At 73.8% G+C, this 25,577-nt stretch carries 18 protein-coding genes, 2 tRNA genes and 6 pseudogenes; 15 read left to right on the top strand and 11 right to left on the bottom strand.

Annotated elements, in window-relative coordinates:
• Positions 1-69 precede the first annotated feature (69 nt).
• Together QQK45_RS20775 and QQK45_RS20770 are read left to right on the top strand one after the other, a co-directional pair.
• Positions 70-518: pseudogene (locus QQK45_RS20775) on the top strand (ribose-5-phosphate isomerase).
• A 30-nt stretch (positions 519-548) separates the two neighbouring features.
• A complete protein-coding gene (locus QQK45_RS20770; protein WP_284294807.1) occupies positions 549-1,649 on the top strand; it encodes an Fpg/Nei family DNA glycosylase in 1,101 nt (366 codons plus the stop codon).
• A gap of 25 nt (positions 1,650-1,674) precedes the next feature.
• Here QQK45_RS20770 and QQK45_RS20765 read toward each other — a convergent pair whose 3' ends face one another.
• Positions 1,675-2,577, bottom strand: a complete 903-nt coding sequence (locus QQK45_RS20765) for a LysR family transcriptional regulator (RefSeq protein ID WP_284294806.1) — start codon at positions 2,575-2,577, stop codon at positions 1,675-1,677.
• 93 nt (positions 2,578-2,670) lie between these two features.
• Here QQK45_RS20765 and QQK45_RS20760 point away from each other — a divergent pair, with 93 nt between their 5' ends.
• The 4 genes from QQK45_RS20760 to QQK45_RS20740 all read left to right on the top strand — a co-directional run bounded on the left by QQK45_RS20760 (position 2,671) and on the right by QQK45_RS20740 (position 6,452).
• Positions 2,671-3,942 carry an MFS transporter gene (locus tag QQK45_RS20760; RefSeq protein WP_284294805.1) on the top strand — a complete coding sequence of 424 codons (1,272 nt, stop codon included), beginning with the start codon at positions 2,671-2,673 and terminating at the stop codon, positions 3,940-3,942.
• Between the two features lie 72 nt (positions 3,943-4,014).
• Positions 4,015-4,914 carry a GNAT family N-acetyltransferase gene (locus QQK45_RS20755; RefSeq protein WP_284294804.1) on the top strand — a complete coding sequence of 300 codons (900 nt, stop codon included), beginning with the start codon at positions 4,015-4,017 and terminating at the stop codon, positions 4,912-4,914.
• Positions 4,854-6,113: a sterol carrier protein domain-containing protein gene (locus QQK45_RS22735; RefSeq protein ID WP_348525318.1), complete on the top strand. Its 1,260-nt coding sequence runs from the start codon at positions 4,854-4,856 to the stop codon at positions 6,111-6,113. Before QQK45_RS20755 ends, QQK45_RS22735 begins: the two co-directional genes overlap by 61 nt.
• 9 nt (positions 6,114-6,122) lie before the next feature.
• Positions 6,123-6,452, top strand: a complete 330-nt coding sequence (locus QQK45_RS20740; protein ID WP_284294802.1) for an MGMT family protein — start codon at positions 6,123-6,125, stop codon at positions 6,450-6,452.
• Positions 6,453-6,458: 6 nt separating this feature from the next.
• Here QQK45_RS20740 and QQK45_RS20735 read toward each other — a convergent pair whose 3' ends face one another.
• The 8 genes and pseudogenes from QQK45_RS20735 to QQK45_RS20700 all read right to left on the bottom strand — a co-directional run bounded on the left by QQK45_RS20735 (position 6,459) and on the right by QQK45_RS20700 (position 13,271).
• Positions 6,459-7,688, bottom strand: a complete 1,230-nt coding sequence (locus tag QQK45_RS20735) for a CynX/NimT family MFS transporter (protein ID WP_284294801.1) — start codon at positions 7,686-7,688, stop codon at positions 6,459-6,461.
• Positions 7,685-8,422: a FadR/GntR family transcriptional regulator gene (locus tag QQK45_RS20730; RefSeq protein ID WP_284294800.1), complete on the bottom strand. Its 738-nt coding sequence runs from the start codon at positions 8,420-8,422 to the stop codon at positions 7,685-7,687. Before QQK45_RS20730 ends, QQK45_RS20735 begins: the two co-directional genes overlap by 4 nt.
• A gap of 81 nt (positions 8,423-8,503) precedes the next feature.
• Positions 8,504-9,560 (bottom strand): annotated as a pseudogene (locus QQK45_RS20725) (LLM class F420-dependent oxidoreductase).
• Between the two features lie 76 nt (positions 9,561-9,636).
• Complete coding sequence (locus QQK45_RS20720) at positions 9,637-10,677, bottom strand: DUF1648 domain-containing protein (RefSeq protein WP_284294799.1); 1,041 nt, start codon at positions 10,675-10,677, stop codon at positions 9,637-9,639.
• Positions 10,678-10,861: 184 nt separating this feature from the next.
• Positions 10,862-10,957: pseudogene (locus QQK45_RS23540) on the bottom strand (GntR family transcriptional regulator); the annotation flags it as partial.
• Between the two features lie 182 nt (positions 10,958-11,139).
• Entirely contained in the window at positions 11,140-11,736 is a 597-nt protein-coding gene (gene epsC / locus QQK45_RS20710; RefSeq protein ID WP_284294798.1) for a serine O-acetyltransferase EpsC, read from the bottom strand.
• A 162-nt stretch (positions 11,737-11,898) separates the two neighbouring features.
• Positions 11,899-12,834, bottom strand: coding sequence for a cysteine synthase A (gene cysK, locus QQK45_RS20705; protein WP_284294797.1), 936 nt, complete (start codon positions 12,832-12,834; stop codon positions 11,899-11,901).
• A gap of 366 nt (positions 12,835-13,200) precedes the next feature.
• Positions 13,201-13,271: transfer RNA gene (locus QQK45_RS20700), tRNA-Gly, on the bottom strand.
• Positions 13,272-13,392: 121 nt separating this feature from the next.
• On the opposite strand from QQK45_RS20700, the gene QQK45_RS20695 reads away from it, so the two are divergent.
• The 7 genes and pseudogenes from QQK45_RS20695 (at position 13,393) to QQK45_RS20665 (ending at position 18,948) form a co-directional block, all read left to right on the top strand.
• Positions 13,393-13,466, top strand: a tRNA-Pro gene (locus QQK45_RS20695).
• Between the two features lie 22 nt (positions 13,467-13,488).
• On the top strand, positions 13,489-13,869 hold the full coding sequence (locus QQK45_RS20690) for a cupin domain-containing protein (RefSeq protein WP_284294796.1): 381 nt from the start codon (positions 13,489-13,491) through the stop codon (positions 13,867-13,869).
• 161 nt (positions 13,870-14,030) lie between these two features.
• Positions 14,031-15,427: pseudogene (gene tig / locus QQK45_RS20685) on the top strand (trigger factor).
• Between the two features lie 255 nt (positions 15,428-15,682).
• A pseudogene (locus QQK45_RS20680) lies at positions 15,683-16,332 on the top strand (ATP-dependent Clp protease proteolytic subunit).
• A 40-nt stretch (positions 16,333-16,372) separates the two neighbouring features.
• Positions 16,373-17,071, top strand: a complete 699-nt coding sequence (locus tag QQK45_RS20675; RefSeq protein WP_284294795.1) for an ATP-dependent Clp protease proteolytic subunit — start codon at positions 16,373-16,375, stop codon at positions 17,069-17,071.
• A gap of 184 nt (positions 17,072-17,255) precedes the next feature.
• Complete coding sequence (gene clpX, locus QQK45_RS20670; RefSeq protein WP_284294794.1) at positions 17,256-18,554, top strand: ATP-dependent Clp protease ATP-binding subunit ClpX; 1,299 nt, start codon at positions 17,256-17,258, stop codon at positions 18,552-18,554.
• A 68-nt stretch (positions 18,555-18,622) separates the two neighbouring features.
• A pseudogene (locus QQK45_RS20665) lies at positions 18,623-18,948 on the top strand (chorismate mutase).
• 7 nt (positions 18,949-18,955) lie between these two features.
• Here QQK45_RS20665 and QQK45_RS20660 read toward each other — a convergent pair.
• Positions 18,956-19,843: a dihydrodipicolinate synthase family protein gene (locus QQK45_RS20660; protein ID WP_284294793.1), complete on the bottom strand. Its 888-nt coding sequence runs from the start codon at positions 19,841-19,843 to the stop codon at positions 18,956-18,958.
• Between the two features lie 72 nt (positions 19,844-19,915).
• Here QQK45_RS20660 and QQK45_RS20655 point away from each other — a divergent pair, with 72 nt between their 5' ends.
• Together QQK45_RS20655 and QQK45_RS20650 are read left to right on the top strand one after the other, a co-directional pair.
• Positions 19,916-20,800 (top strand): LysR family transcriptional regulator, encoded by an 885-nt coding sequence (locus tag QQK45_RS20655; protein ID WP_284294792.1) that lies wholly within the window; start codon positions 19,916-19,918, stop codon positions 20,798-20,800.
• 131 nt (positions 20,801-20,931) lie between these two features.
• Positions 20,932-22,152, top strand: coding sequence for a baeRF2 domain-containing protein (locus tag QQK45_RS20650; RefSeq protein WP_348525317.1), 1,221 nt, complete (start codon positions 20,932-20,934; stop codon positions 22,150-22,152).
• A 178-nt stretch (positions 22,153-22,330) separates the two neighbouring features.
• Here the strand turns inward: QQK45_RS20650 and valS are convergent, their stop codons facing one another.
• Positions 22,331-25,105 (bottom strand): valine--tRNA ligase, encoded by a 2,775-nt coding sequence (gene valS / locus QQK45_RS20645; RefSeq protein WP_284294791.1) that lies wholly within the window; start codon positions 25,103-25,105, stop codon positions 22,331-22,333.
• Between the last annotated feature and the right edge of the window lie 472 nt (positions 25,106-25,577).

Here is a 25,577-nt window from a genome sequence, read left to right as displayed (position 1 = left end):
CGCTATGCCACCGCCGGTCGCGGGCGGACGTCCCGGACGCGCCGGGTCCGGGTGCGGCATGATGAGTCCATGCGCGTCCACATCGCCTCCGACCACGCCGGATACGAGCTGAAGTCCTACCTCGTCGCCCACCTGCAGGCCTCGGGCCACGATGTGGTGGACCACGGCGCCCACGCCTACGACCGCGAGGACGACTACCCGTCGTTCTGCATCGAGGCCGGCGAGGCCGTGGTCGCCGACCCGGGGAGCCTCGGCGTCGTGATCGGGGGTCGGGCAACGGCGAGCAGATCGCCGCGAACAAGGTCGCGGGCGTGCGGGCCGCGCTGGCCTGGAACGCCGCGACGGCCGAGCTGGGCCGCCAGCACAACGACGCGAACGTGATCGCCGTCGGTGCGCGCCAGCACACCGTCGAGGAGGCCACGGGCTTCGTCGACACGTTCCTCGTGACCCCGTTCTCGGGCGACGAGCGCCACGCGCGACGGATCGGTCAACTCGCCGACTACGAGGCGTCCCGCTGACGGCGCGCCGCTGACGAGGACGGACCGGCCGTGCCCGAGGGTCACACCGTCCACCGGCTCGCGCGCGCCCTCACGGACCTGTTCGCGGGTCAGCGGCTGACCGTGACCAGCCCGCAGGGTCGGTTCGCGGGCGGCGCGGCACTCCTCGACGGGCGCGTGCTCGCGGGCGCGAGCGCGTGGGGCAAGCAGCTCTTCGTCGACTTCGTCCCGGCCGACGGCGGTACGCGCGCCCCCGACGACGTCCGCGTGCTCCGCGTCCACCTGGGGCTCTACGGGGCCTGGACGTTCGCGGGCGACGGGAGCGCCGTCGTCGTGCAAGCGATCGGGGCGCCGCGCAGACGGATAGGCGAGACCGAGACCCTGCCTCCTGTGGCCGGGGCGCTCGACGAGCCGGTCCCGCTGCCGCGCGGCGACGAGTCGCCCGCGTCGGCCTCGGGGCCCGAGGGCGACGTGGCGCTCGAGGTCGTCGCGGACGCGCCCGTCCCGGACTGGCAGCCGCCTGCGCCGCGGGGCGCGGTGCGGGTGCGCCTGCGCGGCGTCCACGCGGTGGCGGACCTGACCGCGCCCACGACGTGCGAGGTGCTCACGCCCAGCGAGGCCCGCGCCGTCGTGGAGCGGCTGGGACCGGACCCGATCCGCTGGGGCGACGCCGCCCGGGCCGGCACGGAGCCGGACCCGCACGACGACCCGCAGCGGTTCGTCGATGCCGTGCGGCGGTCCCGGACGCCCGTCGGCGCGCGGCTCATGGACCAGTCGGTCGTCGCGGGCGTCGGGAACATCTACCGCGCGGAGGTGCTGTATCGGGCGCGGCTGGACCCGTTCCGGCCGGGCTCGTCGGTGCCGGTCGAGGACCTCCGGGCGGTGTGGGACGACCTCGTCGAGCTCATGCTCGACGGCGTGCGGACCGGCGCGATCGTCACGACGCTCCCCGAGGACCGCGTCCCCGGCGGGACGACCGGTCGCCACCGGGTCCGGCAGAACAGCGACGCCGTGCCCGGCGCGGTCCCGTCGGACGCGTCGTTCTACGTCTATCACCGTGAGGGACTGCCGTGCCGCGTGTGCGGGAACCCGGTGCTCGTCCGCGAGGTCGCCGGCCGCAACCTCTACTCGTGCGCGACCTGCCAGCGGTGACGCTCGCGGTGCTCCAGGGCCCCGCTCAGTCGCCGCGAGCCGGAGGCCGCCCGGCTCGCTCCTGCAGCAGGTCGAGCAGTCGTGCCGTCGCGGGCTGTCCGCGCGCGTGCCGGGGAGCGACGGCGTGGAGGGACCACTCGAGGTGGGGGTCGACCTCGACGGTGACGACGCCCGGAGCGTCCACGGTGCCCATCAGGGGGACGATCGCGACGCCGAGCCCGGTGCGGACGTAGCCCGGCACGGTCGCGAGGTCCGCGACCTCGGTCCGGACGTGGCGCGCGAGGTCGGCCGCCGCGAACGCCCGGTCGAGCTGGACGCGATGGCCGAAGCCTTCGGGCGTGTCGACGAACGGCTCGTCCGCGAGGTCTGCGAGCGTGACCGTGCGCCGGTCGGCGAGCGGGTGCCCGTCGGGGAGCAGCGCGACGAAGCGGGTGCGAAGGAGCTCGATCCGCTCCAGCCCGACGAGGCTTTCCGCGGGCAGCCCGACGAACGCGACGTCGACCCGGGCGCGGGCGAGGTCCTCCAGGAGGCCCGTGGAGCCCTCGGGGGACGTGGCGAGCCGGAGCCCGACGAGCGGGTAGGAGCGATGGAAGTCGCCGAAGAGGTCGGGCAGGTCGAGGTCACCGAGGTTGCTGATCATCCCGACCCGGACACGCCCCCGCAGCCCGGCGGCGGACTCGTCGGCGGCCGTCCGCATGCGGTCGACGGCGTCGATCGCGTCCCGGGCCTCGGCGAGGACGGCCTCGCCCACGGCGGTGAGGCTCACCCGGCGCGTCGAGCGGTCGAAGAGCGTGGCGCCGAGCTCGTGCTCGAGCGACTGGACGGCCGCCGAGACGGTCGACTGGGCGGCGTAGAGCCGCTCGGCGGCGCGCGTGAAGCTGAGCTCCTCCGCGACGGCTTCGAAGATCTCGAGCTGGCGCAGGTCCATGGGGTCATCGTCCCACACTGATCGTCAATGGCGATAAGTCTATGCGGAAGGATTCGTTGGACACGATGAGTCGGTGCAGCGCACGATCGAGGCATGACCACCACCACGAGCCCCGCGCCCTCGGCGTCGCCGATCGCAGGACGGGCCGCCGCCCGCAGCAGCCGCCCGACCCTTCAGCACGCGCCGGTCAGCGGCCGGCTCGGGCACGGCACCGGCTTCTGGGTCGTCGCGGGCGCCTTCCTGGTCACCATGGCGTTCTCGACGCTCCCCACCCCGCTCTACCCGCTGTACCAGGCCCGTGACGGCTTCGCGACGACCATGGTCACGGTGATCTTCGCGGCCTACGCCGTCGGGGTCATGGCTGCCCTGTACCTCGTCGGCCACGTGTCCGACTGGGTCGGACGCAAGCCGGTGCTCGTCGCGGCGCTCGCGACCGAGCTCGTCGCGGCGGGCCTGTTCCTCGCCTGGAAGGACACGGCCGGGCTGATCGTCGCGCGCCTCGTGTGCGGTCTGGGCGTCGGCGCGCTCACCGCGACGGCCACCGCGCACCTCGGCGAGCTCGGCGACCGATCCGGACGCGCGCGCACGGCCGGCACCGTCGCCACCGTCGTCAACACGGGAGGCCTGGCCCTCGGTCCGCTCGTCGGCGGGATCCTCGCCCAGTACGTCGCGGGCCCGCTCGTCACGCCCCATGTCGTCTTCGGCGTCCTGCTGGCCGCCGCGCTCGTCGGCGTGGCCCTCGTCCCCGAGACCGCCGTCCTCCCGGACCCTCGCCCGTCCTACCGGCCGCAGCGCGTGTCGCTGCCGCGCGAGGCGCGTCGGCCGTTCGCGGTGGCAGCGGCCGGCGCGGCAGCCTCGTTCAGCGTGATCGGGGTCTTCACGTCGCTGACCGCGTCGTTCGTCTCGGGCACCCTCCACGTCGCGTCGCACCTCGCCGCCGGCGCGATCGTCTTCGGCGTCCTGGGCGCCGGCGCGCTCGCCCAGCTCGCGCTCGTCCGGGTCCGCCCGTGCGCGCAGCTCGTGCTCGGCGGCTCGCTCATGGTGGCCGGGCTGGCGGTCGTGGCAGTGAGCGGCCCTGCGCTCTCGCTCGTGCTGTTCGTCGTGGGCGGCGTCCTCGCCGGGGCGGGACAGGGGCTCGTGTTCCGGTCGACGATCGGCGTCGCGGTCGCCTCGTCGGCCCCCGAGAACCGCGGCGAGGTGCTCGCGGCGATGTTCCTCGCGGCCTACGCCGGGCTCACGGTGCCCGTCGTCGCCGTGGGCGTCGCCCTCGCGCACTTCGGCGCCCCGTCCGTGCTGTGCGTCTTCGCGCTCGTGGTGCTCGTCGCCGTCGCGGCGTCGTGCGCCCTCATGCTGCGCCGTCGCTGACGACATCGCCTCCCGGCCCCCGCACGGCGAAAGACCGTGCGGGGGTCGCAGTCGTCTGCCAGAGTCGACGCCATGCCCCACCGCTCCCCACGCGCATCCCTGCCCGACGGCTACGACTTCCGACAGCTCGCCGCCGACGACCTGCGCGACGTCCTCACCCTCGACGCCTGGGCGTTCCCCACCGGCAAGGACGTCGAGGCCCTCGCGGCCGAGCCGTCACCGCTGAGCTGGGACCGCGCCGTCGGGGTGGTCGCCGAGCCGGACGACCCGGACGCGGCGCCCGCCGACGGCGCGGTCCCCGTCCGGACCGAGCTGGTGGGCGTGCACGCGTCCTACCCCTTCGCGCGGTTCCCCGTGCCGGGCGGCGTCGTCCCGGTCTCGGGGCTCACGTGGGTCGGGGTCCACCCCGCGCACCGGCGGCGGGGGATCCTCACCGCCATGATCGACGAGCACTTCCGCCGCTCGCTCCTGCGACGCGAGCCCGTGTCGGCGCTCTTCGCGGCCGAGGCCGCCATCTACGGCCGGTTCGGCTACGGCAAGGCCGCGGACGACCTCCGCGTGACGATCCCGCGCGGAGCCGCTCTGCGCGACGTGCCCGGCGCCGCCGACCACACCGTCCGCATCGAGACGAGCGACTACGAGCGCCACGCGGCACTCGTCGAGGACCTGCACGAGCGCGCCGGCGCGGACGTGGGCGGCTCGGGCCTCAACCGGCCCGGCTGGGTCGGGCGCGAGACCTCCGAGCTCCAGCGGTACTTCTGGGCCGACACGCCGCTGCGCCGCGACGGCCGCGAGCCCGAGCGCATCGTCATCGTCGAGCGCGACGGCGAGCCCCGCGGGTACACGACGTTCCGCCGCAAGCTCGACTGGGAGCTGCAGGGTCCGCGCGGCCACGTCAGCGGGGAGAGTTCGTGGCGCTCGACGCCGCGGCGGCGCGCGCCCTGTGGGACGTGCTGCTCGACCTCGACCTGACCGACGACGTCCACCCGTTCATGATCCCGACCGACGACGTCGTCGCGCAGTGGCTCGTCGACCGCCGCAAGGCGACGCCCACCCTCTTCGACAACCTGTGGGTCCGGGTCCTCGACGTCCCGACGGCGCTCGCGGCCCGGCAGTACGCGGCCGACGTGGACGTCGTCCTCGGCGTGCACGACGCGCGGCTCGCGGGGAACAGCGGGAGCTGGCGACTGCGGGCACGGGCGTTCGCGCCGGGTGCCGAGGTCGTGCGCACGGACGAGCCCGCCGACGTCACGCTCGACGTGCGCGAGCTCGGGGCCGCGTACCTGGGCGGGGAGACGCTTGTCGCCCTCGCCGCCGCCGGGCTCGTCGCCGGTCACCGGCCGGGGCGCTCGCGCGGGCGTCGGCCGCGTTCGCGTGGCCGGTCGCGCCGTGCTCGAGCTGGGTGTTCTGAGGCCGTGCGCCCCTACGACGACCTCGTCGCCGACGCCGCTGCCGCCGACGTCGACGGGTGGGACTTCTCGTGGCTCGACGGCCGCGCGACCGAGGAGCGCCCGAGCTGGCGGTACGCGAAGCGCCTCGCGGCGGCGCTGACCGGGGTCGGCTCCGCGCTCGACCTGCAGACCGGTGGCGGTGAGGTGCTCGCGACGGCGGCGCCCTTCCCCCGCGTCATGGTCGCGACCGAGGGCTGGCCGCCCAACGCGGCCCGCGCGACCGCGCTGCTTCACCCGCTCGGCTGCGCCGTCGTGACGGCCCGGGACGACGCGCCGCTCCCGTTCGCCGACGGAGCCTTCGAGCTCGTGACCAGCCGGCACCCCGTCGTGCCGCCGTGGGCCGAGATCGCACGCGTGCTCGCGCCCGGCGGCACGTACCTGGCGCAGCACGTCGGGCCCGCGAGCGGGTTCGAGCTGATCGAGGCGTTCCTCGGTCCGCTCGACGAGGAGCACCGGCGAGGGCGCGACCCGTTCGCGGAGGCCGCCGAGGCACGGGCCGCCAGGCTCGAGGTCGCCGAGCTACGGACCGAGCGGCTCCGGATCGAGATCGCGGACGTCGGCGCGGTCGTCTACCTGCTCCGCAAGCTCGTCTGGTGGGTGCCGGGGTTCACCGTCGAGCGCTACGGCGCGGAGCTGAGCGCGCTCGACGCCCGGATCCGGCGGGACGGTTCGTTCGTCGCGCACTCGAGCCGGACGCTCGTCGTCGCCCGCCGGGCCTAGGCTGCCCGCGTGGACGACGCCTACCTCGACGCGGTGCTCTCGGTCGTCGAACGGGTCCCGCCCGGCCGCGCGACGACGTACGGACTGATCGCCGAGTACCTGCGCGACCACTCCGACCCCGACCTGGGCGTCCGCGACCGCGGCGGTCCGCGTCAGGTCGGGACCGTCCTGTCCCGGGCGGGCGGTGACGTGCCCTGGTGGCGCGTCGTCAACGCGACCGGCAACCCGCCCGCCCGGCACCGTGTGCGTGCCCTCGACGAGCTCCGCGCGGAGGGTTGCCCGCTCACCGCCGACGGCGCCCGCGTCCGGCTGCGCGACGCGGTCTGGCTCCCGGACTGACTCGCCTCAGGCGAGCGTGCGCGCCCTGCCGGCGAGCGTCCCGAACACGGCCTGCCCCGCAGACACCCCGAGCAGCGTCACGAGCGGCGCGTGCCACGAGCCGGTCGCGTCGTGCAGCGCGCCGAACACGATCGGTCCCGCGGCAGCGAGCACGTAGCCCACGGACTGGGCCATGCCCGACAGGCTCGCGGCCTGGTGGTGGTCCGTGGTGCGCAGACCGAACAGCGAGAGCGCGAGCACGATGCACATGCCGCCTGCGACGCCCGCGAGGCACGCCCACAGCGCCGCCGCTCCAGGGGCGGCCAGCAGGCCCGCGACGGCGCTCGCGAAGAGGAGCGGCCCGCCGAGGCCGAGGATCCGCTGGTCGCGCAGGCGGTGCAGCAGCGCGGAGCACGCCAGGCTCCCCGCGATCCCGAAGCCGTTGAGGAGCAGCAGGTGGACGCCGGCGGCCGACGCGCTGACGCCGTGGTCGTGCTCGACGGAGGGCAACCAGGTGATGAGCACGTAGAACGTGACGGACTGCAGGCCCATGAAGAGCGTCACCTGCCACCCGAGCGCGGTGCCCCACGGCGACCGTCGTCCGGGATCCGGAGGGGCGGGCGAGACCGCCGGGGCGTCGTCGAGCGCGACCGCGTCCTGCGCGGACGAGACGACCGTCGGACGGTGACGCTGCGGCAGCACGAAGGCCAGGGCGACGAGCGCGAGACCCGCCCAGATCCCGAGCGCGAGCCGCCAGCCCGACGTCGCCGCGTCTGCGACGGGCACGGCCAGCCCCGCGGCCAGCGCGGCGAACGTCGACTGGACGGCGGAGTAGGCCCCGGTGAGCGTGCCGATGCGGGTCGGGTGGTCGCGCTTGACGACGGCCGGGAGCGCCACGTTGAGGACCGCGATCGCGACGCCCAGGAGCACCGTGCCGACCCAGAGGAGGCCTGGGCCCGGCACCGACCGCAGGACGACGCCGACGGCCAGCACGCCCAGCGCGCACGCGAGCGCGCGCTCGAGGCCGAGCCGCCGCGCGAGAGCCGGGGTCACCGGGGACACGAGGGCGAACGCGACGAGCGGCAGGCTGATGAGAGCGGAACCGGCGGCCGACGACAGGTGCAGGTCGCTGCGTACGTCGTCGAGCACCGGGCCGACGGACGTGATCGAGGCGCGGAGGTTCGCGGCGACGAGGAGCACGCCGACCAGCGCGAGCAGGGCGCGAGGCGCGCGGGGCGCGGGCGCCGCGGGGCTCACCGCGCGCCTCCTGCCACGCTGCCCGGAGTTCCCTGTGTTCCGATGTCGGTCCAGGACCCCAGCGCCCGGGCGAGGCCCATCATGGTCTCGACGGCGGCGGCCGCGCGGTCGGGGTCGCCGGCCCGGACCGCGACGACCACATCGGCGTGCGCGTCGTCGAGACGACGGGTCGAGGCGCGGAAGTCGGTGAACGTCGCGTCGAGCGGGGTCGTCCGGAGCAGGCTGTCCTCGACGCCGCCGGTTCCGCGGTGCAGCTCGGCGAGCAGCAGGTTGCCGCTCGCGTCGAGGAGCGCGTGGTGGAAGTCGAGGTCCGCGGCCGCGTACGTCGCACCGGTGCCGGCGGACTCACGCGCGGCGAGCGCGTGCTCCAGCGCGCCGAGCTGCACGGGCGTCGCTCGCGCCGCGGCCAGGCGTGCGGCCTCGCGCTCGAGCACGAGCCGCACCTCCGCGACGTCGGCCACCCGTGCGCGCTCGAGCTCGCGCTCGAGGGCGGGCGCCAGCTCGCTCGTCGCGGTGACGTAGGTGCCGTCCCCGGCGCGGGCGCGCAGGAGCCCGGCGTGGGCGAGCGACCGCAGGGCCTCGCGGACGCTGTTGCGGCTCACGCCGAGCTCGTCGGTGAGCTGCGCCTCGGTGGGGATCCGGGAGCCGACGGGGAACTCGCCGTCGGCGATGCGACCGCGCAGCTGGTCGGCGACCTGGGTCGACAGGGGGACGTTGGGGGAGAGCTTGGGCACGTCCGTCACCGTAGCCGATGAGCCATTTGTAGGACAAATGAAGACGACGACGGGACGAGCCTCCCCGCGGCCCCCGCGGCGTCAGCGCGTGAGCAGCCCCGTCGCGGCCGCGGCGCCTACGACCGTCCGGACGGCGTCGGCGTCGGCCTGGAGGAGCATCGTCGTGACGGCGCTCGCCTCCCAGCGCGGCAGCTCGGCGGCGATCTTCTCCGCCGGCCCGACGAGCGCCACGTCCTCGACGAGCGCCGTCGGCACAGCCCTCGCGGCCTCCTCCTTGCGCCCCGCGAGGTAGAGGTCCTGGATCTCGTCCGCGGCGTCGGAGTAGCCGAGCAGGTCGACGGCGTTGCGGTGGAAGTTCGCGCCCTTGGCGCCCATGCCGCCCACGTACAGCGCGATCCACGGGCGGAGGTGGTCGGCGGCGCGCTCGACGTCGTCGTCGAGGCTCACCGGGACGCTCGCGGCGACCTCGAAGCGCTCGACCGGCGCGAGGTCGCCCGACCGGGCGGCGAACCCGTCCGCGAGGAAGCCGCGGAACATCGCGTCGAGCCGGGGGCGTAGAAGACCGGGAGCCAGCCGTCGCAGATCTCGGCGGCGAGCGCGATGTTCTTGGGCCCCTCGGCGGCGAGGAGGATCGGCAGGTCCGCACGCAGCGGGTGGACCGTCGGGCGCAACGGCTTGCCGAGCCCGGTGCCGCCCCGCTCGGCGGACAGCGGGAGCTGGTAGAACTCGCCGTCGAGCGCGACGGGCGCCCCCGTCGGAGCACCTGGCGGACGACGTCGACGTACTCGCGCGTGCGGGCGAGCGGGCGGCGGTAGGGCTGCCCGTACCAGCCCTCGACCACCTGCGGCCCGGACGCCCCGAGCCCGAGGACGAACCGGCCGCCCGAGAGGTGGTCGAGCGTGAGCGCCTGCATGGCCGTGGCGGTCGGCGTGCGCGCCGACATCTGCGCGATGGCGGTCCCGAGCCGCACGTGCGACGTCTGCGAGCCCCACCACGCCAGCGGGGTGAACGCGTCGGAACCGTACGCCTCGGCGGTCCAGACCGAGTCGATGCCGAGCCGGTCGGCCTCGACGATCGCCTCTTGCACGCCCTCGGGAGGGCCTGCGGACCAGTAGCCGGTGGTGATGCCGAAGCGCATGGGGTCTCCTCCGCGTCGAGGTCGTGCGCGAGCCGCGCAACTTCCTGAGACCGTCCGTCTCAGGTAGTTGCGCACTCTACCGCGCGGCCCGCGCCCGTTCGGCCATCGTGTTGAGCAGCGCGGCGGCGTCCGCCGCGTCGTCGACCGTGACCACGAGCCGCCGGCCACCCGTGCGTGTGACCTCGAGGGCCTCGCCCGACCGCAGGACGATGCCGGTGCGGCCCTGCCGCCCGAGCCGCCAGCCGTAGCCGCCGAAGTCGCGCGTCGGGCGCACCCGGACGACGTCGGCGCGCTCGACCTCGTCCGCCGGGACGGCCGTGCGGGGCCACCCGAAGACCGACCGGACCGTCAGTCCGCTCTCCGACACGCGGACGTGGAACGACGCCATCGACAGCAGCAGCACCAGCAGGACCACGGCGACGGCGAGCAGGAACCAGAGCTGCGAGGCGACGGCGACTGCGAGGACCACGATCGTCGTCCCGAGGACGACGGCGGGCAGCGCCCGGCCCGACGCGCGCCCTACCCAGGCGGCGCGCTCGTCCGGGCGCAGGGTGGTCCGCGGCGCGTCGGAGGCCAGGATGCCGGTGGCGGGCAGCGGCGGGTCGGGGTGCACGAGCAGGGCCGCAGCCGCGGCCGGCAGCAGTGGCACCAGGACGGCCATGAGAAGGACGCCGTTCACCGAGCCGGCCTGGTGCGCGTCGGGGAGCCCTCGCTGCTGGTCGAGCATCCCGACGAGCGCCAGCGAGATCAGCCCGGCCATCCAGATCATGGCCGCGGCCATGATGCGGCGCGTCGAGGCCTGCCTCCCCCAGAACCAGGTGATCGCCGCGAACACCACGACGCAGAGGGCGCCGATCCCGAGCCCGACCGCGATCGTGCTGCCGAGCGACGAAAACCCGTCGGGGCTGCCGCTCCCGCTCCAGTGGCTCGCGACAGGGTCCGGGAGCTCGTCTCCCCAGGAGGCGGCGACGAGCGCCGAGGCGACCAGGAGCGCGAGCGCGACACCGCCGCTCCAGAGCGCCGTCGCGCGGGCGTGCCTGCGCCAGCCCTCCGGCGCGGGAGGGTCCGGTCGGGCGCCCGGTACCGGGAACGGATCGGGCCGTGGGGTCGTCGTCATCGCTGGAACGCCTCCTGGACGAGGGTCGTGGTGGTGGTGGCGGACAGATGGGCGGAGCGTGCGGCCTGCACGAGCGCGGCGACGGCGTCCTGCACGGCGTCGAGCTCGGCGGGGGTCGCCCCGCGACGACGGCGCCGCGGCCGCGACGGAGCTCGACGAGGCCCTCGTCGCGGAGCTCCCGGTACGCGTGCAGGACGGTGTGCATGTTGACGTCGAGCGCCTGGGCGAGCTCGCGTGCGGCGGGCAGTCGCTCGCCGGGCCGCAGCTCGCCGCGCAGCACGGCGAGCCGCGCCTGCGCGGCGAGCTGCGCGAACAGAGGTTCGCCGCTCGTGACGTCGAGTCGGAAGATCACACCATCACTCTAGTAGTTCTATTACTACTAGAACAACTTCTCGCTAAGTGCGGAACTTTTGCGCGACACGCCAGGCGTCTCGCGCAAAAGCTCCGCACTCACGGCGAGGGTCAGATGACGTACTCGATGAGCTGCGACGGGTCCTCGACCGACTGGGGGTGGCGGGCGGGCGGCTGCGGGAGGCGGATCTTCGCGGGTACGCCCACGGCGACGGCGCCCGGTGGGACGTCCTTGACGACGACGGCGTTCGCGCCCACCTGGGCGTCGTCGCCGACCCAGATGGGGCCGAGGACCTTCGCGCCCGCGCCGACCGTGACCCGGTCGCCGATCGTGGGGTGGCGCTTGCCCTTGGTCATCGAGCGGCCGCCGAGGGTCGTGCCGTGGAAGAGGAGGACGTCGTCGCCGATGACCGTGGTCTCTCCGACCACGACGCCCATGCCGTGGTCGATGAACAGGCGCCGGCCGATCGTGGCGCCGGGATGGATCTCGATTCCCGTGGCGGCGCGGGCGAGCTGGGAGACCAGCCGAGCCGGGAGGCGCAGCGCGGGGTTGCGCCACATGGTGTGCGCGACCCGGTACGCCCACACGGCGTGGACGCCGGGGTACGCCAGGGCGACCTCGAGAAGGGAGCGTGCCGCGGGGTCGCGCTGGCGCGCCACCTCCAGGTCCTCGCGGACGGTGGACCAGACACTGCGCAGACGGCTCACGCGACTCCTTCCCGAGGGGGCAACGTCACGGCCGCCCGCGCGCTTCCCCGCGGGTGGTGCGGCGGGGCCGACGGCGCCCGCCGCGCGCGTCGAGGTCCCGGCCCCCTGTCGGGGTGGGACGGGGCGCGACGCGCGCGGCAGGACACCGGTCATGTCGGGTGCTCAGTCCAGCAGGTCCGAGTAGAGGATGGTCGACAGGTACCGCTCACCGAAGTCGGGGACGATCACCACGATCAGCTTGCCCTTGTTCTCGGGCCGCTTCGCGACCTCCAGGGCGCCCTCGATGGCGGCACCCGACGAGATGCCGACGAGGAGGCCCTCCTCCTTGGCGGTGGCGCGCGCCGTCGCGACGGCGGTGTCCGCGTCGATGTCGAGGACCTCGTCGTAGATCTCGGTGTTGAGGATCTCCGGGACGAAGTTCGCGCCGAGGCCCTGGATCTTGTGCGGGCCGGGCTGGCCGCCCGTGAGGATCGGCGACTCGGCCGGCTCGACGGCGACGATCTTGACCTCGGGCTTGCGCTCCTTGAGGACCTCGCCGACGCCCGTGATGGTGCCGCCGGTCCCGATCCCCGCGACGACGATGTCGACCGCGCCGTCGGTGTCGGCCCAGATCTCCTCCGCGGTGGTCTTGCGGTGGATGGCCGGGTTCGCCTCGTTGGCGAACTGGCGGGCGAGGATGGCGCCCGGACGCTCGGCGGCGATCTGCTCGGCCCGCGCGACGGCACCCTTCATGCCCTCGGCGCCGGGGGTGAGCACCAGCTCGGCCCCGTAGGCGCGCAGGAGCGCGCGGCGCTCCTTGGACATGGTCTCGGGCATGGTCAGCACGACGTTGTAGCCGCGGGCGGCGCCGACCCACGCGAGCGCGATGCCGGTGTTGCCCGACGTGCCCTCGACGATCGTCCCGCCCGGCTTCAGCTCGCCCGACGCCTCGGCGGCGTCGATGATCGAGACGCCGATACGGTCCTTGACCGAGTTCGCGGGGTTGTAGAACTCCAGCTTGGCGACGACGGTCGCCTCGAGGCCCTCGGTGAGCTTGTTGAGACGCACGAGCGGCGTGTTGCCGATGAGCTTCGTCGCGTCCTCGTAGATGCGTGCCATGTGTTCCTCTTCGGTGGGCTGGCCCGTGACAGGGCGGGGGTGGGGTCAGGTGCCCGGGGTGTGCCGGACGGCCCGCACGGGCAGCACGAGGGCCGCCGGCGGGCGTGGGGGAGAAGAGCGTTGACGCGCTCGGGCGAGCCTTCCGGGAGACCGGAGGTCAACGCTCTACCGACAGCAGCGACAGGTGGGGGTGGCGGCACGCAGGACGAGGCCGCGCGTCGTCGCGCGGTGACCGGTCAGGGCCTCGCCCATGAACGGATCCCTCCTGGGTGCGGATGGTGTGCTGCGGGTCGAGGCTATCGCCGCGTGTCCACATGCTGCAACGGCGCGACGACTGGTGAGACGGCGGCCGCGAGGGGAACGGGGAGCGGATGACGGGAATCGAACCCGCGTCATCAGTTTGGAAGACTGAGGCTCTACCATTGAGCTACATCCGCACAGGTCGCCGGCGCCGCGGACAGCGGTCGGGCCGACGTGCGGGCCCCACCTTAGCAAAACCGCGACCCGGCGCTGCGACCTGGATAGACTCGCACGGTCGCGCTGCCCCGCAGCGCGTCACGGGGTGTAGCGCAGGTTGGTAGCGCATCCGCTTTGGGAGCGGAAGGTCGCAGGTTCAAATCCTGTCACCCCGACCTCGCATGGCACGATCGCCGGGTGCGCCTCTACGAGCTGCCCCGCCGTGAGATCGACCGGTTCGCGAGCACCGGCGTCGTGATGGACTTCCTCCCGGACGTCGTCGCCGCCGACGCCGACGAGGCGACGAGCGTCCACGTCGCTCACCTCGCCGCCGGTGGGGCGCTCGGCCGCCACCCCGCGACGCGGCGCCAGGTCTTCGCCGTCCTCTCCGGCGGGGCACGCGTGGCCGCTGGTGACGACGCCCCCGTCGACCTCGTCGCCGGGCGGTGCGCCGTCTGGGAGCCGGGCGAGACGCACCAGACCTGGGCCGACACCGACGTCGTCGCCGTGATCGTCGAGACGGACGGCGAGGTCACGCTCACCCGGCACCACCGGCCCGTGCTCGGGCCCGGGAGCTGACCCCGGCCCTTGGTCGCGCCGGCCCTCGATGACGTACGATCGTTGGGTTGCCCGTACGCCCGTGTGCCGGCCCCCGATGCCCGAGAGCGAGCGTCAGGCCCACACGAACCCCCGCGCCGACCTGACCGTAGGCGCGCGCCCACCGGTTGGAGATCATCGAAGTGAAGAGCGCCGTCGAGAGCCTGGACCCCACCAAGGTCAAGCTGACCGTCGAGGTGGAGTACGACGAGCTCAAGCCGAGCATCGAGCACGCCTACGAGCACATCGCGAGCGAGGTGCAGGTGCCCGGCTTCCGCAAGGGCAAGGTCCCGCCGCGCGTCATCGACCAGCGCGTCGGCCGTGCCGCGGTCCTCGAGCACGCCATCAACGACGGTCTCGGCGGGTTCTACAGCGAGGCCGTGCGCGAGAACGACCTGCGCCCCTCGGCCAGCCCGAGGTCGAGGTCACCCAGGTGCCCGACCCGTCGGAGAAGGACGGCGAGCTCCACTTCACCGCCGAGGTCGAGGTCCGCCCCGAGATCGAGCTGCCCGAGCTGTCCGGCCTCGCCGTGACCGTCGACGCGGCCTCGGTCACCGACGAGGACGTCGCCGAGCGCCTGGACGCGCTGCGCGAGCGCTTCGGCACCCTGGTCGGCGTCGACCGTCCCGCGAAGGACGGCGACTTCGTCGTGCTCGACCTCAAGGCCGAGATCGACGGCGACGAGATCGACTCCGTGTCGGGCGTCAGCTACCAGATCGGGTCGGGCACCATGCTCGACGGCCTCGACGAGGCGCTCGTCGGCCTGTCCGCGGGCGAGACCACGACCTTCCGCTCCCCGCTGGCCGGCGGCGAGCACGAGGGCAAGGACTCCGACATCACCGTCACCGCGACGCAGGTCAAGGAGCGCGACCTGCCCGAGGCTGACGACGACTTCGCCCAGCTCGCCAGCGAGTTCGACACCCTCGACGAGCTCAAGGACGACCTGCGCGAGCAGGTCAAGGGCATCAAGACGCAGAACCAGGTCGTCGCCGCCCGCGACCTCCTGCTCGAGGCCATCCTCGAGAACCTCGAGGTCCCCGTGCCCCAGGGCGTCGTCGAGGCCGAGGTGCACCGACACCTCGAGTCCGAGGGCCGCCTCGAGGACGACGCCCACCGCACCGAGGTGACCGAGGAGACGCAGAAGGCGCTCCGCAACCAGATCGTCCTCGACACGCTCGCCGAGCAGCTCGAGGTCCAGGTCGCCCAGGAGGAGCTGCTCGAGTACCTCGTGCAGTCGTCGCGCCAGTACGGGATGGACCCGAACGAGTTCGTCCAGACCATCGACCAGAACGGCCAGATCCCCGCGATGGTCGGCGAGGTCGCGCGCTCCAAGGCGCTCGCGGTCGCGCTCCGCCGCGTCGAGGTCAAGGACTCCGAGGGCAACGTCGTCGACCTGTCCGACCTCATCGGCTCGGACGAGGCCGACGCGGACGCCGCGGACGCCGACGCCCTCGCCGACTCGGCCGCCGCCTCCGCGGTCGCCGACGCCGCCTCCGAGGCCGCGTCGGACGCGGCCGACGAGACCGCCGACAAGGCCTGAGCCACCCGCCGGCGACCCCGGCACCCGCGCACGGCCCCCGCCTCCTGGAGGAGGCGGGGGCTGTCGTCGTCGGGGCGGGGGAGCGCGGCGGCGGCGCACGGTGCGCCGATCGCCCGGCCAGGTGCGCCGTCAGCGAAAAGGCCGCCGGACGGGACGTGGCGGGCCCGCCGGGGACGTTAGGGTCACATCAGCCGGACGGACCGCGGGGGCACCGCAGGGACGACCGGACGGACGACGACGAGGAGCGACGAGAACATGGCCGAGCACTCCGCCAGCACCACCCACGACGCGACGGCGCCCGCCCTGCGCGCCGAGGGCCAGGGCTTCGGGCTCAACGACTCGATCTACAACCGGCTCCTGCGCGAGCGGATCATCTGGCTCGGTTCCGAGGTGCGCGACGAGAACGCGAACGCGATCTGCGCACAGATGATGCTGCTCGCCGCTGAGGACCCGGACAAGGACATCTGGCTGTACATCAACTCGCCGGGCGGGTCGATCACGGCCGGCATGGCGATCTACGACACCATGCAGTACATCCAGCCCGACGTCGCGACCATCGCGGTCGGGATGGCGGCCTCGATGGGGCAGTTCCTGCTCTCGTCGGGCGCCAAGGGCAAGCGCTACGCGACCCCCACGCGCGCGTCATGATGCACCAGCCCTCGGGCGGCATCGGCGGCACCGCGACCGACGTGCGGATCAACGCGCAGCTCATCATGCACATGAAGAAGGTGCTCGCCGAGCTCACGGCCGAGCAGACGGGCCAGCCGCTCGAGAAGGTCCTCCAGGACAACGACCGGGACAACTGGTTCACGGCCGAGGAGGCCCTCGAGTACGGGTTCGTCGACCACGTCGTGACGAGCTCCGAGGCCGTCTCGGGCGGCGGCGGCACGGCCAGCGAGTCCTGACCGCGGTCCCCGCACCCATCGACCTTCCGAGGAGGACCTAGTGAGCACCGAATCCCAGTACCTGTCCACCGCGCAGCGCCTCGCGGGCGCCGGCGGCCTCGCGCTTCCGTACGGGGCGCCGTCGTCGCGCTACGTGCTCCCGCAGTTCGAGGAGCGCACCGCCTACGGCTTCAAGCGCCAGGACCCCTACACCAAGCTGTTCGAGGACCGCATCATCTTCCTCGGCGTGCAGGTGGACGACGCGTCGGCCGACGACGTGATGGCGCAGCTCCTCGTCCTGGAGAGCCAGGACCCGGACCGCGACATCATCATCTACATCAACTCGCCGGGCGGGTCGTTCACGGCCATGACGGCGCTGTACGACACGATGCAGTACATCAAGCCGGAGATCCAGACCGTCTGCCTCGGGCAGGCGGCCTCGGCCGCGGCCGTGCTGCTCGCCGCCGGCACGCCCGGCAAGCGCCTCGCGCTGCCGAACGCACGCGTCCTCATCCACCAGCCCGCGATGGAGGGCGGCGGCTACGCGCAGGCGTCCGACATCGAGATCCACGCCAACGAGCTGATTCGCATGCGCGAGTGGCTCGAGGACACGCTGGCGCACCACTCGGGCAAGTCGGTCGAGGAGGTCCGCCAGGACATCGAGCGCGACAAGATCCTCACTGCCGCGCAGGCCAAGGACTACGGCCTCGTGGACGAGGTCCTCGAGAGCCGCAAGGCGGCAGCGCTCACCCGGGCCTGAGCCCGGCGCGAGCATCCGCCCGGCACCGGCCTCCCGGCCGGTGCCGGGCACCCGTCCCGACACGAGACCGGTAACGCGGCTGACATCCGACGCTCCGGTGGTGTGCAATGGGACGATGAGGGGCCGGCGGGGGACCGCCGGTGCCAGCCCCCGCGCGCGGGGGTCCGACGGACGGAGGCAATCCGTGGCGCGACTCGGTGATGGTGCTGACCTGCTCAAGTGCTCGTTCTGCGGCAAGTCGCAGAAGCAGGTCAAGAAGCTCATCGCAGGCCCAGGGGTGTACATCTGCGACGAGTGCATCGAGCTGTGCAACGAGATCCTCGAGGAGGAGTTCACCGAGGCGGTGGAGCTCGGGATGTCCGAGCTGCCGAAGCCGAAGGCGATCTTCGAGTTCCTCGAGCAGTACATCGTCGGGCAGGAGGCCGCCAAGCGGTCGCTCGCGGTGGCGGTCTACAACCACTACAAGCGGATCCAGGCGGGCGAGGCCGGTGCCGGTGGGGCGTCGTCCGGCAAGGCGGGCGGAGACGACTCCGGCTCCGTCGAGATCGCGAAGTCGAACATCCTGCTGATCGGGCCCACGGGCTGCGGCAAGACGTACCTCGCGCAGACCCTCGCCAAGATGCTCAACGTCCCGTTCGCACTGGCCGACGCGACGGCGCTCACGGAGGCGGGGTACGTCGGCGAGGACGTCGAGAACATCCTGCTCAAGCTCATCCAGGCCGCGGACTTCGACGTCAAGAAGGCCGAGACCGGGATCATCTACATCGACGAGATCGACAAGATCGCGCGCAAGGCCGAGAACCCGTCGATCACGCGCGACGTCTCGGGCGAGGGCGTGCAGCAGGCGCTGCTGAAGATCCTCGAGGGGACGCAGGCGTCGGTCCCGCCGCAGGGCGGCCGCAAGCACCCGCACCAGGAGTTCATCCAGATCGACACGACGAACGTGCTGTTCATCGTGGCCGGGGCGTTCGCGGGCCTCGACGAGATCATCTCCTCGCGCGCGGGCCGCCGAGGGATCGGGTTCGGCGCGAAGGTCGACCGCGACGACACGGCGGACCTGTTCGCCGACGTCATGCCCGAGGACCTGCTGAAGTTCGGTCTCATCCCGGAGTTCATCGGCCGGGTGCCCGTCATCACGACGGTCGCGCCGCTCGACCGCGAGGCGCTCGTGCGGATCCTCACCGAGCCCCGCAACGCCCTCGTCAAGCAGTACCAGCGGATGTTCGAGATCGACGGCGTGGAGCTCGAGTTCGAGGACGAGGCCCTCGACGCGATCGCCGAGCAGGCGCTCCTGCGCGGCACGGGCGCGCGCGGCCTGCGGGCCATCATGGAGGAGGTCCTCCAGCAGGTGATGTTCGAGGTGCCGAGCCGGGACGACGTGGAACGCGTCGTCGTGAGCCGTGAAGTCGTCCTCGACAACGTGAACCCGACGCTCGTGCCGCGTGCCGTCTCGCGGCGAACCCCGCGCGAGAAGAGCGCCTGACCCCGGACGCGCCGTCGTCGGAGCCGGACGTGGACGGGGTGCCCGGATCCGCGTGGGAGGATCGGGACATGCCCGAGATCCCCTCCGAGATCCTCACCCTGCGCGCGAGCATCGACAACGTCGACGCCGCGCTCATGCACCTGCTGGCCGAGCGCTTCAAGTTCACGCGCCGCGTCGGCGAGCTCAAGGCGCAGGGCGGGCTGCCCCCGCGGACCCCGAGCGTGACCGCCAGCAGATCGCGCGGCTCACGGCGATCGCCGACTCCGCGGGCCTCGACCCGGAGTTCGCGGAGAAGTTCCGTGAGTTCATCGTCGCCGAGGTCATCCGGCACCACGAGCTGATCGCCGCCGCGCACGCGGGCACCGAGGTGCCCCCGCTCGACACCTACGCCTGAGCGACACCTACGCCTGAGTGACCGCGGGCTCGACCGCGTCGAGCGCCGCCAGGGCGGCGTCCACGCTCGCCGCGCTCGCCGGCAGCAGGGGCAGGCGGACCGCGGCGGTCGGGATGCGTCCCTGCGCGTGCAGCGCGCCCTTGACGACGGCGGGGTTCGGCTCCGCGAAGCAGGCGGCGGACAGCCGGGCGAGCCGTGCGCCGAGCTCGCGCGTGCTCGCCGTGTCGACCCGCGGCCCCGCCCACGCCGCGACCAGCCGTGCGAACGCCGCGGTCGCCAGGTGGGCCGACGCGAGCACACCACCGGTCGCGCCCAGCGCGAGCATCGGTGCGAGGACCGCGTCGTCGCCGGCGAGCACGTCGAAGCCGTCGGGCAGATCGCCGAGCAGCGCCGCCGCCGCAGCGTCGGCGGGCGTGCTCAGCTTCGTCCCGACGATCCCGTCCACGTGGGCGAGCCGGCGCAGCGCGTCGGGACGAAGCTCCTGACCCGTCCGGTGCGGCACGTGGTAGACGACGAGCGGCACGGGGCTGAGCCGGGCGAGCGCCGTCAGATGGGCGACCGTTCCAGCCTCGCCGGGGCGGACGAACGGCGGGACGAGCGTCAGGGCGGCCGTGACCGCGGCGCGACCTCGCAGCGCCACCAGGTCCTCGGCGCTGCTCGCGCCGACGAGGAGCGTCGCCCGGCGATCCTCCGCGACCCGCTCGACGACGTCGAGGATTGCCTGCCGCTCGGCCGCCGAGAGGGACGAGGGCTCCGCGGTGGTGCCGAGCGCGACCAGGCCGGTGGCGCCGTCGTCGAGCACCCGGCGGGCGAGCGATTCGAGCGCGTCGAACGCGACGGCCCCGCGCTGGTCGAACGGCGTGACGAGGGGGACGAGGACTCCGGTGAGGGCCATGCGTCCCAGCCTGGCCGGCTCCGAGCATCAGTGTCGAGCGCGTAAACGTGGTGGTAGCCGTAAGGTGTGCTGATGCTCGATCCTCGCCGCCTGCGGCTGCTCGACGACCTGTCCCGGCTCGGGACCATCGCCGCGGTGGCCCAGCTTCGCGGGTACACGGCGTCCGCCGTCTCGCAGCAGCTCGCGACGCTCGAGCGCGAGGCGGGCATCCCTCTGCTCGAACGCACGGGCCGGCGCGTCCGCCTGACGGACGCCGGGGCCGCGCTCGCTGCGGCGACCGACGACGTGCTCCTCGCGCTCGAGCAGGCCGAGGCGTCCGTCCTCGCGGCCCGCGGCACCGCAGTGGGGACCGTGCGGATCGGCGCCTTCCCGACGGCCGTCCGCACGCTCCTCCCGACGGCGCTCGCCCGGCTCGCGGAACGGCACCCGGGGCTCCGGCTCCACGTCGTGGAGCTCGACCCCGCCGACGTGCCCGCGGCGCTCCGCGACGACCGGGTCGACATCGGCCTGGTGCAGGACTACGACGTCGTCCCACGGGCGGCGGCGCGGGGCATCCAGAGCGCGCCCCTGCTCGAGGAGGCCGTGCACCTCGCGACGCGCGGCCGGGCGGCGCGCACGGTCGCGGACGTCCGCGACGAGCCGTGGATCCTCGCCGGGCCCGGCACGCTGTGCCGCGCGGCCGCCGTGCATCTGTGCCGTGCCGCGGGCTACGAGCCCGTGACGCGGCACGTCGTCGACGACTTCGCCACCGTGCTCGCGCTCGTCGCCGCGGGCCAGGGCGTGGCGATCGTCCCGCAGCTCGCGGCGGTGGACGTGCCGCCGCCGGTCCGCCTCGACCCCGTCGGGACCACCCGCCGCACCCGCGTCGCCCACCGGGCCGGCGCCGGTCGCCGCCCGGAGATCCGCGCGTTCGTCGACGTCCTGCGTGCCGTCGCCGAGGAGCTCCCGCACGCCTGACGCCGTCCGGTGGCGGGCACGCCCGATCAGGACGACGCTGGGGGAACCCGGGGCGCCGGCCCGCACGAGGGGATCGTCGGGCGACTCCACCGAGCGGCCAGCGCCCGCCGCCTGCGCCCGGAGGTGCGTACGTGAAGATCGACTGGCTGCGGCCCCTGGCCGGACACCCCGGCCCGTTCGCGACCGTCTACCTCGACGCCACGCGAGGCATCGAGGCCGCCGACCCGGACGTCGAAGGGCGGTGGCGCGTCCTCAGGCGCGACCTCGCCGCGCAAGGGGCGCCGCAGGGCGTGTGCGACGCCCTCGAGGCCCGCGTCCTCAAGCCGCTCCGGCTCGCCGGACCCCACGGCCGGGTCCTCATCGCCACCGAGGACGACGGCATCCTCCTCGAACGGGTGCTCGCCGAGCCGCCGACCGTCTCGCGCGCCGAGTACGGCCCCGTGCCCGTCCTGCTCGACGCCGCCCGCTCGGCGGACGAGTCGGTCGACTACCTGGTCGTCGTCGTCGACCGGGTCGGCGCCGACCTGACGTGGTCCTGGGGAGGCGACCCCGCGCGCCAGCCCGAGCCCCTCACCGTCGAGGCCGGGCACGACGTCCTCAACAAGGTCCGCACCGGCACCACCGCCGACAAGCGCATCGACCACCGTGTCGAGGACTCGTGGGACCGCAACGCCGAGGCCGTCGCCCACGAGGTCGACAAGCAGGTGACCGAGCACCGGCCCGAGCTCGTCGTGCTGACCGGCGACGTCCGCGCGCTCGCGCTCGTCCGCGCGGCGCTGTCGCGGCAGACCCTCGACCTCGCCGTCGACGTGCCCGGAGGCTCCCGCGGCGCGGGGGCGAAGGAGGGCGTGTTCGCGGCCCGCCTCGCCGAGGCCGTCACCGCCTGCCGCGACCGGCGCCGCGCACGCGTCGTCGACGCCTACCGGACCGGCCAGGGGCGCGACGACGGCAGCGTCACCTCGCTCGGCGACGTCGTGACCGTCCTCCAGCGGGGACAGGTCTCCGACCTGCTGCTCGCCGAGGGCTTCGGCGGCGAGGGCGAGCTCGACGACCGCGAGATCTGGGTCGGGCCCGAAGCGCTCCAGGTCGCGCTCGACCGCGGCGACGTCGAGGACCTTGGCGCCACCGACGGCGTCCACCCCTGCCCGCGTCCGTCGCGCTCGTGCGAGCCGCGCTCGGCCAGGACGCCGGGCTCACGTTCGTGCCCGACGGCGCGGCGGAGCTCGTCGACGGCGTGGGCGCCGTGCTGCGGTGGCACGACGCGGGCACGCCGAGCGAGGCGGCGCCGACGATGTCGTCGGACCGGGGTCGGTTGCGCGACGTCGTCTAGGTCGGTCGTCTTGGGTGGGTGAAGCGGAGGCGGGGGTAGGCGCGCGGTCTACCATCCGCCTCCGCTCGTTCCTCGCTCCGGCTCCCGCCAGGCCCCCCACGACCGCGCGCCTACCCCCGCCTCCGCTCCTCGGCGGTCGGGTCACCCCTGCGGGCGTCGGCTTGCCGGGCCCCGGCGGGGATGCTGCGGGTCGGCTCAGATCAGGCGCGGGGACTCTTCGGCTCCGGCTCGCCCAGCTCCGAGCTCACGACGACGATCCCGCCCTGGACGGCCGGGTCGCCCTGGCCCTCGGCCGGCTCGACGATCTCGAGGGGGCCCGTGACGCGCCCGGCGCCACGCACGTCGTCGACGGCGGAGCGGACGCCCGGCTGGAGGTCGGCCGGGATCGCGACGGTCGCCGCGAGGATCGGGACCCGCATGGAGACCTTCGCCTCGGACTTGATCTTGCGGAGCGCGGCCAGCGCGTGGCCGGCGGCGGTGAGCACGAGCGGGTCGGCGTCGCCGGCGGCGTCCCGCAGCGGGGCGGCCACGGGCCAGGTCGCGCGGTGGATCGAGCCGGCGCGCCACCAGGACCAGACCTCCTCGGTCGCGAACGGTACGAACGGCGCGAAGAGGCGCAGCAGCGTGTCGAGCGCGAGCGCGAGCGCGGCGCGGGCCGACGCGGTCTCAGGGGACGCGTCGTCGGCGCCCGCGCCGGCGCCGTACGCCCGGTCCTTGACGAGCTCGAGGTAGTCGTCGCAGAACGTCCAGAAGAACGTCTCGGTGACCTCGAGCGCGCGCGTGTGGTCGTACGCCTCGAACGCCTCGGTGGCCTGCTGGACGACCGTCGCGAGCCCCGCGAGCATCGCCTTGTCGAGCTCGACGGTCACGAGGGACGGGTCGAGCGAGACGGTGTGCGACTCGTCGGTGCCGTCGCCCTGCGACGCCCCGAACGACAGTGCGAACTTGCTGGCGTTGAGGATCTTGATCGCGAGGCGGCGACCGATCTTCATCTGGCCGACCTCGAACGCCGCGTCGGTGCCGAGGCGCGCGGCTGCGGCCCAGTAGCGGACGGCGTCGGACCCGTGCTCGTCGAGCAGACCCTGCGGCGTGACCACGTTGCCCTTGGACTTGCTCATCTTCTTGCGGTCGGGGTCGAGGATCCAGCCGCTGATCGCGGCGTCCTTCCAGGGGAGCGTCCCGAACTCGAGGTGCGAGCGCACGACCGTGGAAAACAGCCACGTGCGGATGATGTCCTGGGCCTGGGGGCGCAGGTCCATCGGGAAGACGCGCGCGAACAGCTCGGGGTCCTCGAGCCAGCCGCCCGCGATCTGCGGGGTCAGCGAGCTCGTGGCCCACGTGTCCATGATGTCCGGGTCGCCCACGAAGCCGCCCGCGACGCCGCGCTGGTCCTCGGTGTAGCCGTCGGGGACCTGCGACGACGGGTCGACGGGGAGCTGCTCCTCGCGGGGCACGATCGGGGCGTCCCACTGCGGCTCGCCGTCGGCGTCGACCGGGTACCAGACGGGGATCGGGACGCCGAAGAACCGCTGGCGCGAGACCAGCCAGTCGCCGTTGAGGCCCTTGACCCAGTTCTCGTAGCGGACGCGCATGAAGTCGGGGTGGAAGCCCAGCTCGTCGCCGCGGGCCAGGAGCTCGGCGCGCAGGTCGCGGACGGGCTCACCCTCGGGCGAGAGCCACTCGCGCCCGCCGTTGCGGATGTACCACTGGCGGCTCGTGACGATCTCGAGGGGCTTGTCGCCCTTCTCGTAGAAGTTCGCCTTGCGCTGCGTCGCGACCGGCTCGGCGACCAGGTCGCCGCTCGCCCGGAGCGCGTCGACGACGGCCGTGCGGGCGGAGAACGTCGTCTTGCCGGCGAGCTCCGCGTACACGGCGCGCCCGCCCGCCGAGATGACCCACTCGGGGGTGTCCGCCACGATGCGCCCGTCGCGGCGCACGATCGACCGCGTCGGGAGCTGCAGCTCGCGCCACCACTGCACGTCGGTCAGGTCGCCGAAGGTGCAGCACATCGCGATGCCGGCGCCCTTGTCGGGCTCGGCGGCGGGGTGCGCGAGGACCGGGACCTCGACGTCGAACAGGGGCGTGCGGACCGTGGTCCCGAACAGGTGCTGGTAGCGCTCGTCGTCGGGGTGGGCGATGAGGGCCACGCACGCCGGGAGGAGCTCCGGTCGCGTCGTCTCGATCTGCACGGTCGCGCCGCCCGGCGCGTGGAACGAGATCTTGTGGAAGAAGCCCGGGTAGTCGCGCGCCTCGAGCTCGGCCTGCGCGACCGCCGTCTGGAACGTCACGTCCCACAGGCCCGGGGCCTGCGCCTGGTACGCCTCGCCGCGGGCGAGGTTGCGCAGGAACGCGGTCTGGGCGACGCGCTGCGAGGAGCGGCCCACCGTCTGGTAGTGCTGCGACCAGTCCACCGACAGCCCGAGGTTGCGCCACAGCGCCTCGAACTGCTTCTCGTCCTCGGCGGTGAGCCGCTCGCACAGCTCGATGAAGTTGCGGCGGGACACGGGCTGCTGGTCGGCGGCCCGGCCCTTGCCCGACGAGGTGTCGCCCTGCAGCGGCGGCTCGTAGCCCTCGACGTACGGCAGCGACGGGTCGCAGCGCACCCCGTAGTAGTTCTGCACGCGGCGCTCGGTGGGCAGGCCGTTGTCGTCCCAGCCCATCGGGTAGAACACCTCGCGACCCTGCATGCGGCGGTAGCGAGCGACCAGGTCGGTGTGCGTGTAGCTGAAGACGTGGCCCACGTGCAGCGAGCCCGAGACCGTCGGCGGCGGGGTGTCGATCGAGAAGACCTGGTCGCGCGTCGCGGACCGGTCGAAGTCGTACGTGCCCTCCTCGCGCCAGCGAGCGCCCAGCTTGTCCTCGAGGCCGTCGAGCGAGACCCGGTCCGGTACGCCCTGCACCACCGCGTCTACGACGGTGCCGGGCACGGCCGGGACGTCGGGGCGGGTCGGGGCGGTCGGATCGAGGTCAGTCATGGCCGACATTCTTTCAGATCCGCGACCCGTGTCCGACGGCGTCCACCGGGGCGAACAGGTTGACGAGGTTGCCGTCCGGGTCGCGCAGCAGCAGCGAGCGGTTGCCCCACGGCATGTCGCGCGGCTCGCCCACGACGGTCGCCAGGCCGGGGGAAGCTGCGCGAAGGCGGCGTCGACGTCGTCCACACGGAAGTCGAGGACGACGGACCGGTTCGCGCCGGCCTCGGCGACGCCCGGTCCCATCGCGGGGACCGTGCGGGAGCTCGCGATCGCCAGGACGCCCGAGGGCGTCCGGAGCTCAGCGAAGAGCTCGTGCAGCCGGGTCGCCGTGACACCGCTCAGGGCTTCGTAGAACGCGACCAGCCGGTCGACGTCGTCGGTGATGATGCGGGTCGCTGCCAGGTTCACGGTGTACCTCCGGTGCTCGGCGCGCGGCGGGCCCGCGCGCTCCGGATCCACGCTAGGAAAGATA

It is taken from the genome of Luteimicrobium album, from assembly GCF_030161555.1.
GTDB lineage: Bacteria > Actinomycetota > Actinomycetes > Actinomycetales > Cellulomonadaceae > Luteimicrobium > Luteimicrobium album.
Note: the sequence above shows the minus strand (reverse complement) of the source record. Positions and strands in the feature narration are given on the sequence as shown.

Excerpts from the sequence above, each read along its gene's own strand:
- QQK45_RS20765 (WP_284294806.1), bottom strand. The coding sequence starts at position 2,577 with ATGGACCTGCGCCAGCTCGAGATCTTCGAAGCCGTCGCGGAGGAGCTC.
- QQK45_RS20760 (WP_284294805.1), top strand. The coding sequence starts at position 2,671 with ATGACCACCACCACGAGCCCCGCGCCCTCGGCGTCGCCGATCGCAGGA.
- QQK45_RS20755 (WP_284294804.1), top strand. The coding sequence starts at position 4,015 with ATGCCCCACCGCTCCCCACGCGCATCCCTGCCCGACGGCTACGACTTC.
- QQK45_RS20720 (WP_284294799.1), bottom strand. The coding sequence starts at position 10,677 with ATGACGACGACCCCACGGCCCGATCCGTTCCCGGTACCGGGCGCCCGA.
- cysK (WP_284294797.1), bottom strand. The coding sequence starts at position 12,834 with ATGGCACGCATCTACGAGGACGCGACGAAGCTCATCGGCAACACGCCG.
- QQK45_RS20660 (WP_284294793.1), bottom strand. The coding sequence starts at position 19,843 with ATGGCCCTCACCGGAGTCCTCGTCCCCCTCGTCACGCCGTTCGACCAG.
- QQK45_RS20655 (WP_284294792.1), top strand. The coding sequence starts at position 19,916 with ATGCTCGATCCTCGCCGCCTGCGGCTGCTCGACGACCTGTCCCGGCTC.
- valS (WP_284294791.1), bottom strand. The coding sequence starts at position 25,105 with ATGACTGACCTCGATCCGACCGCCCCGACCCGCCCCGACGTCCCGGCC.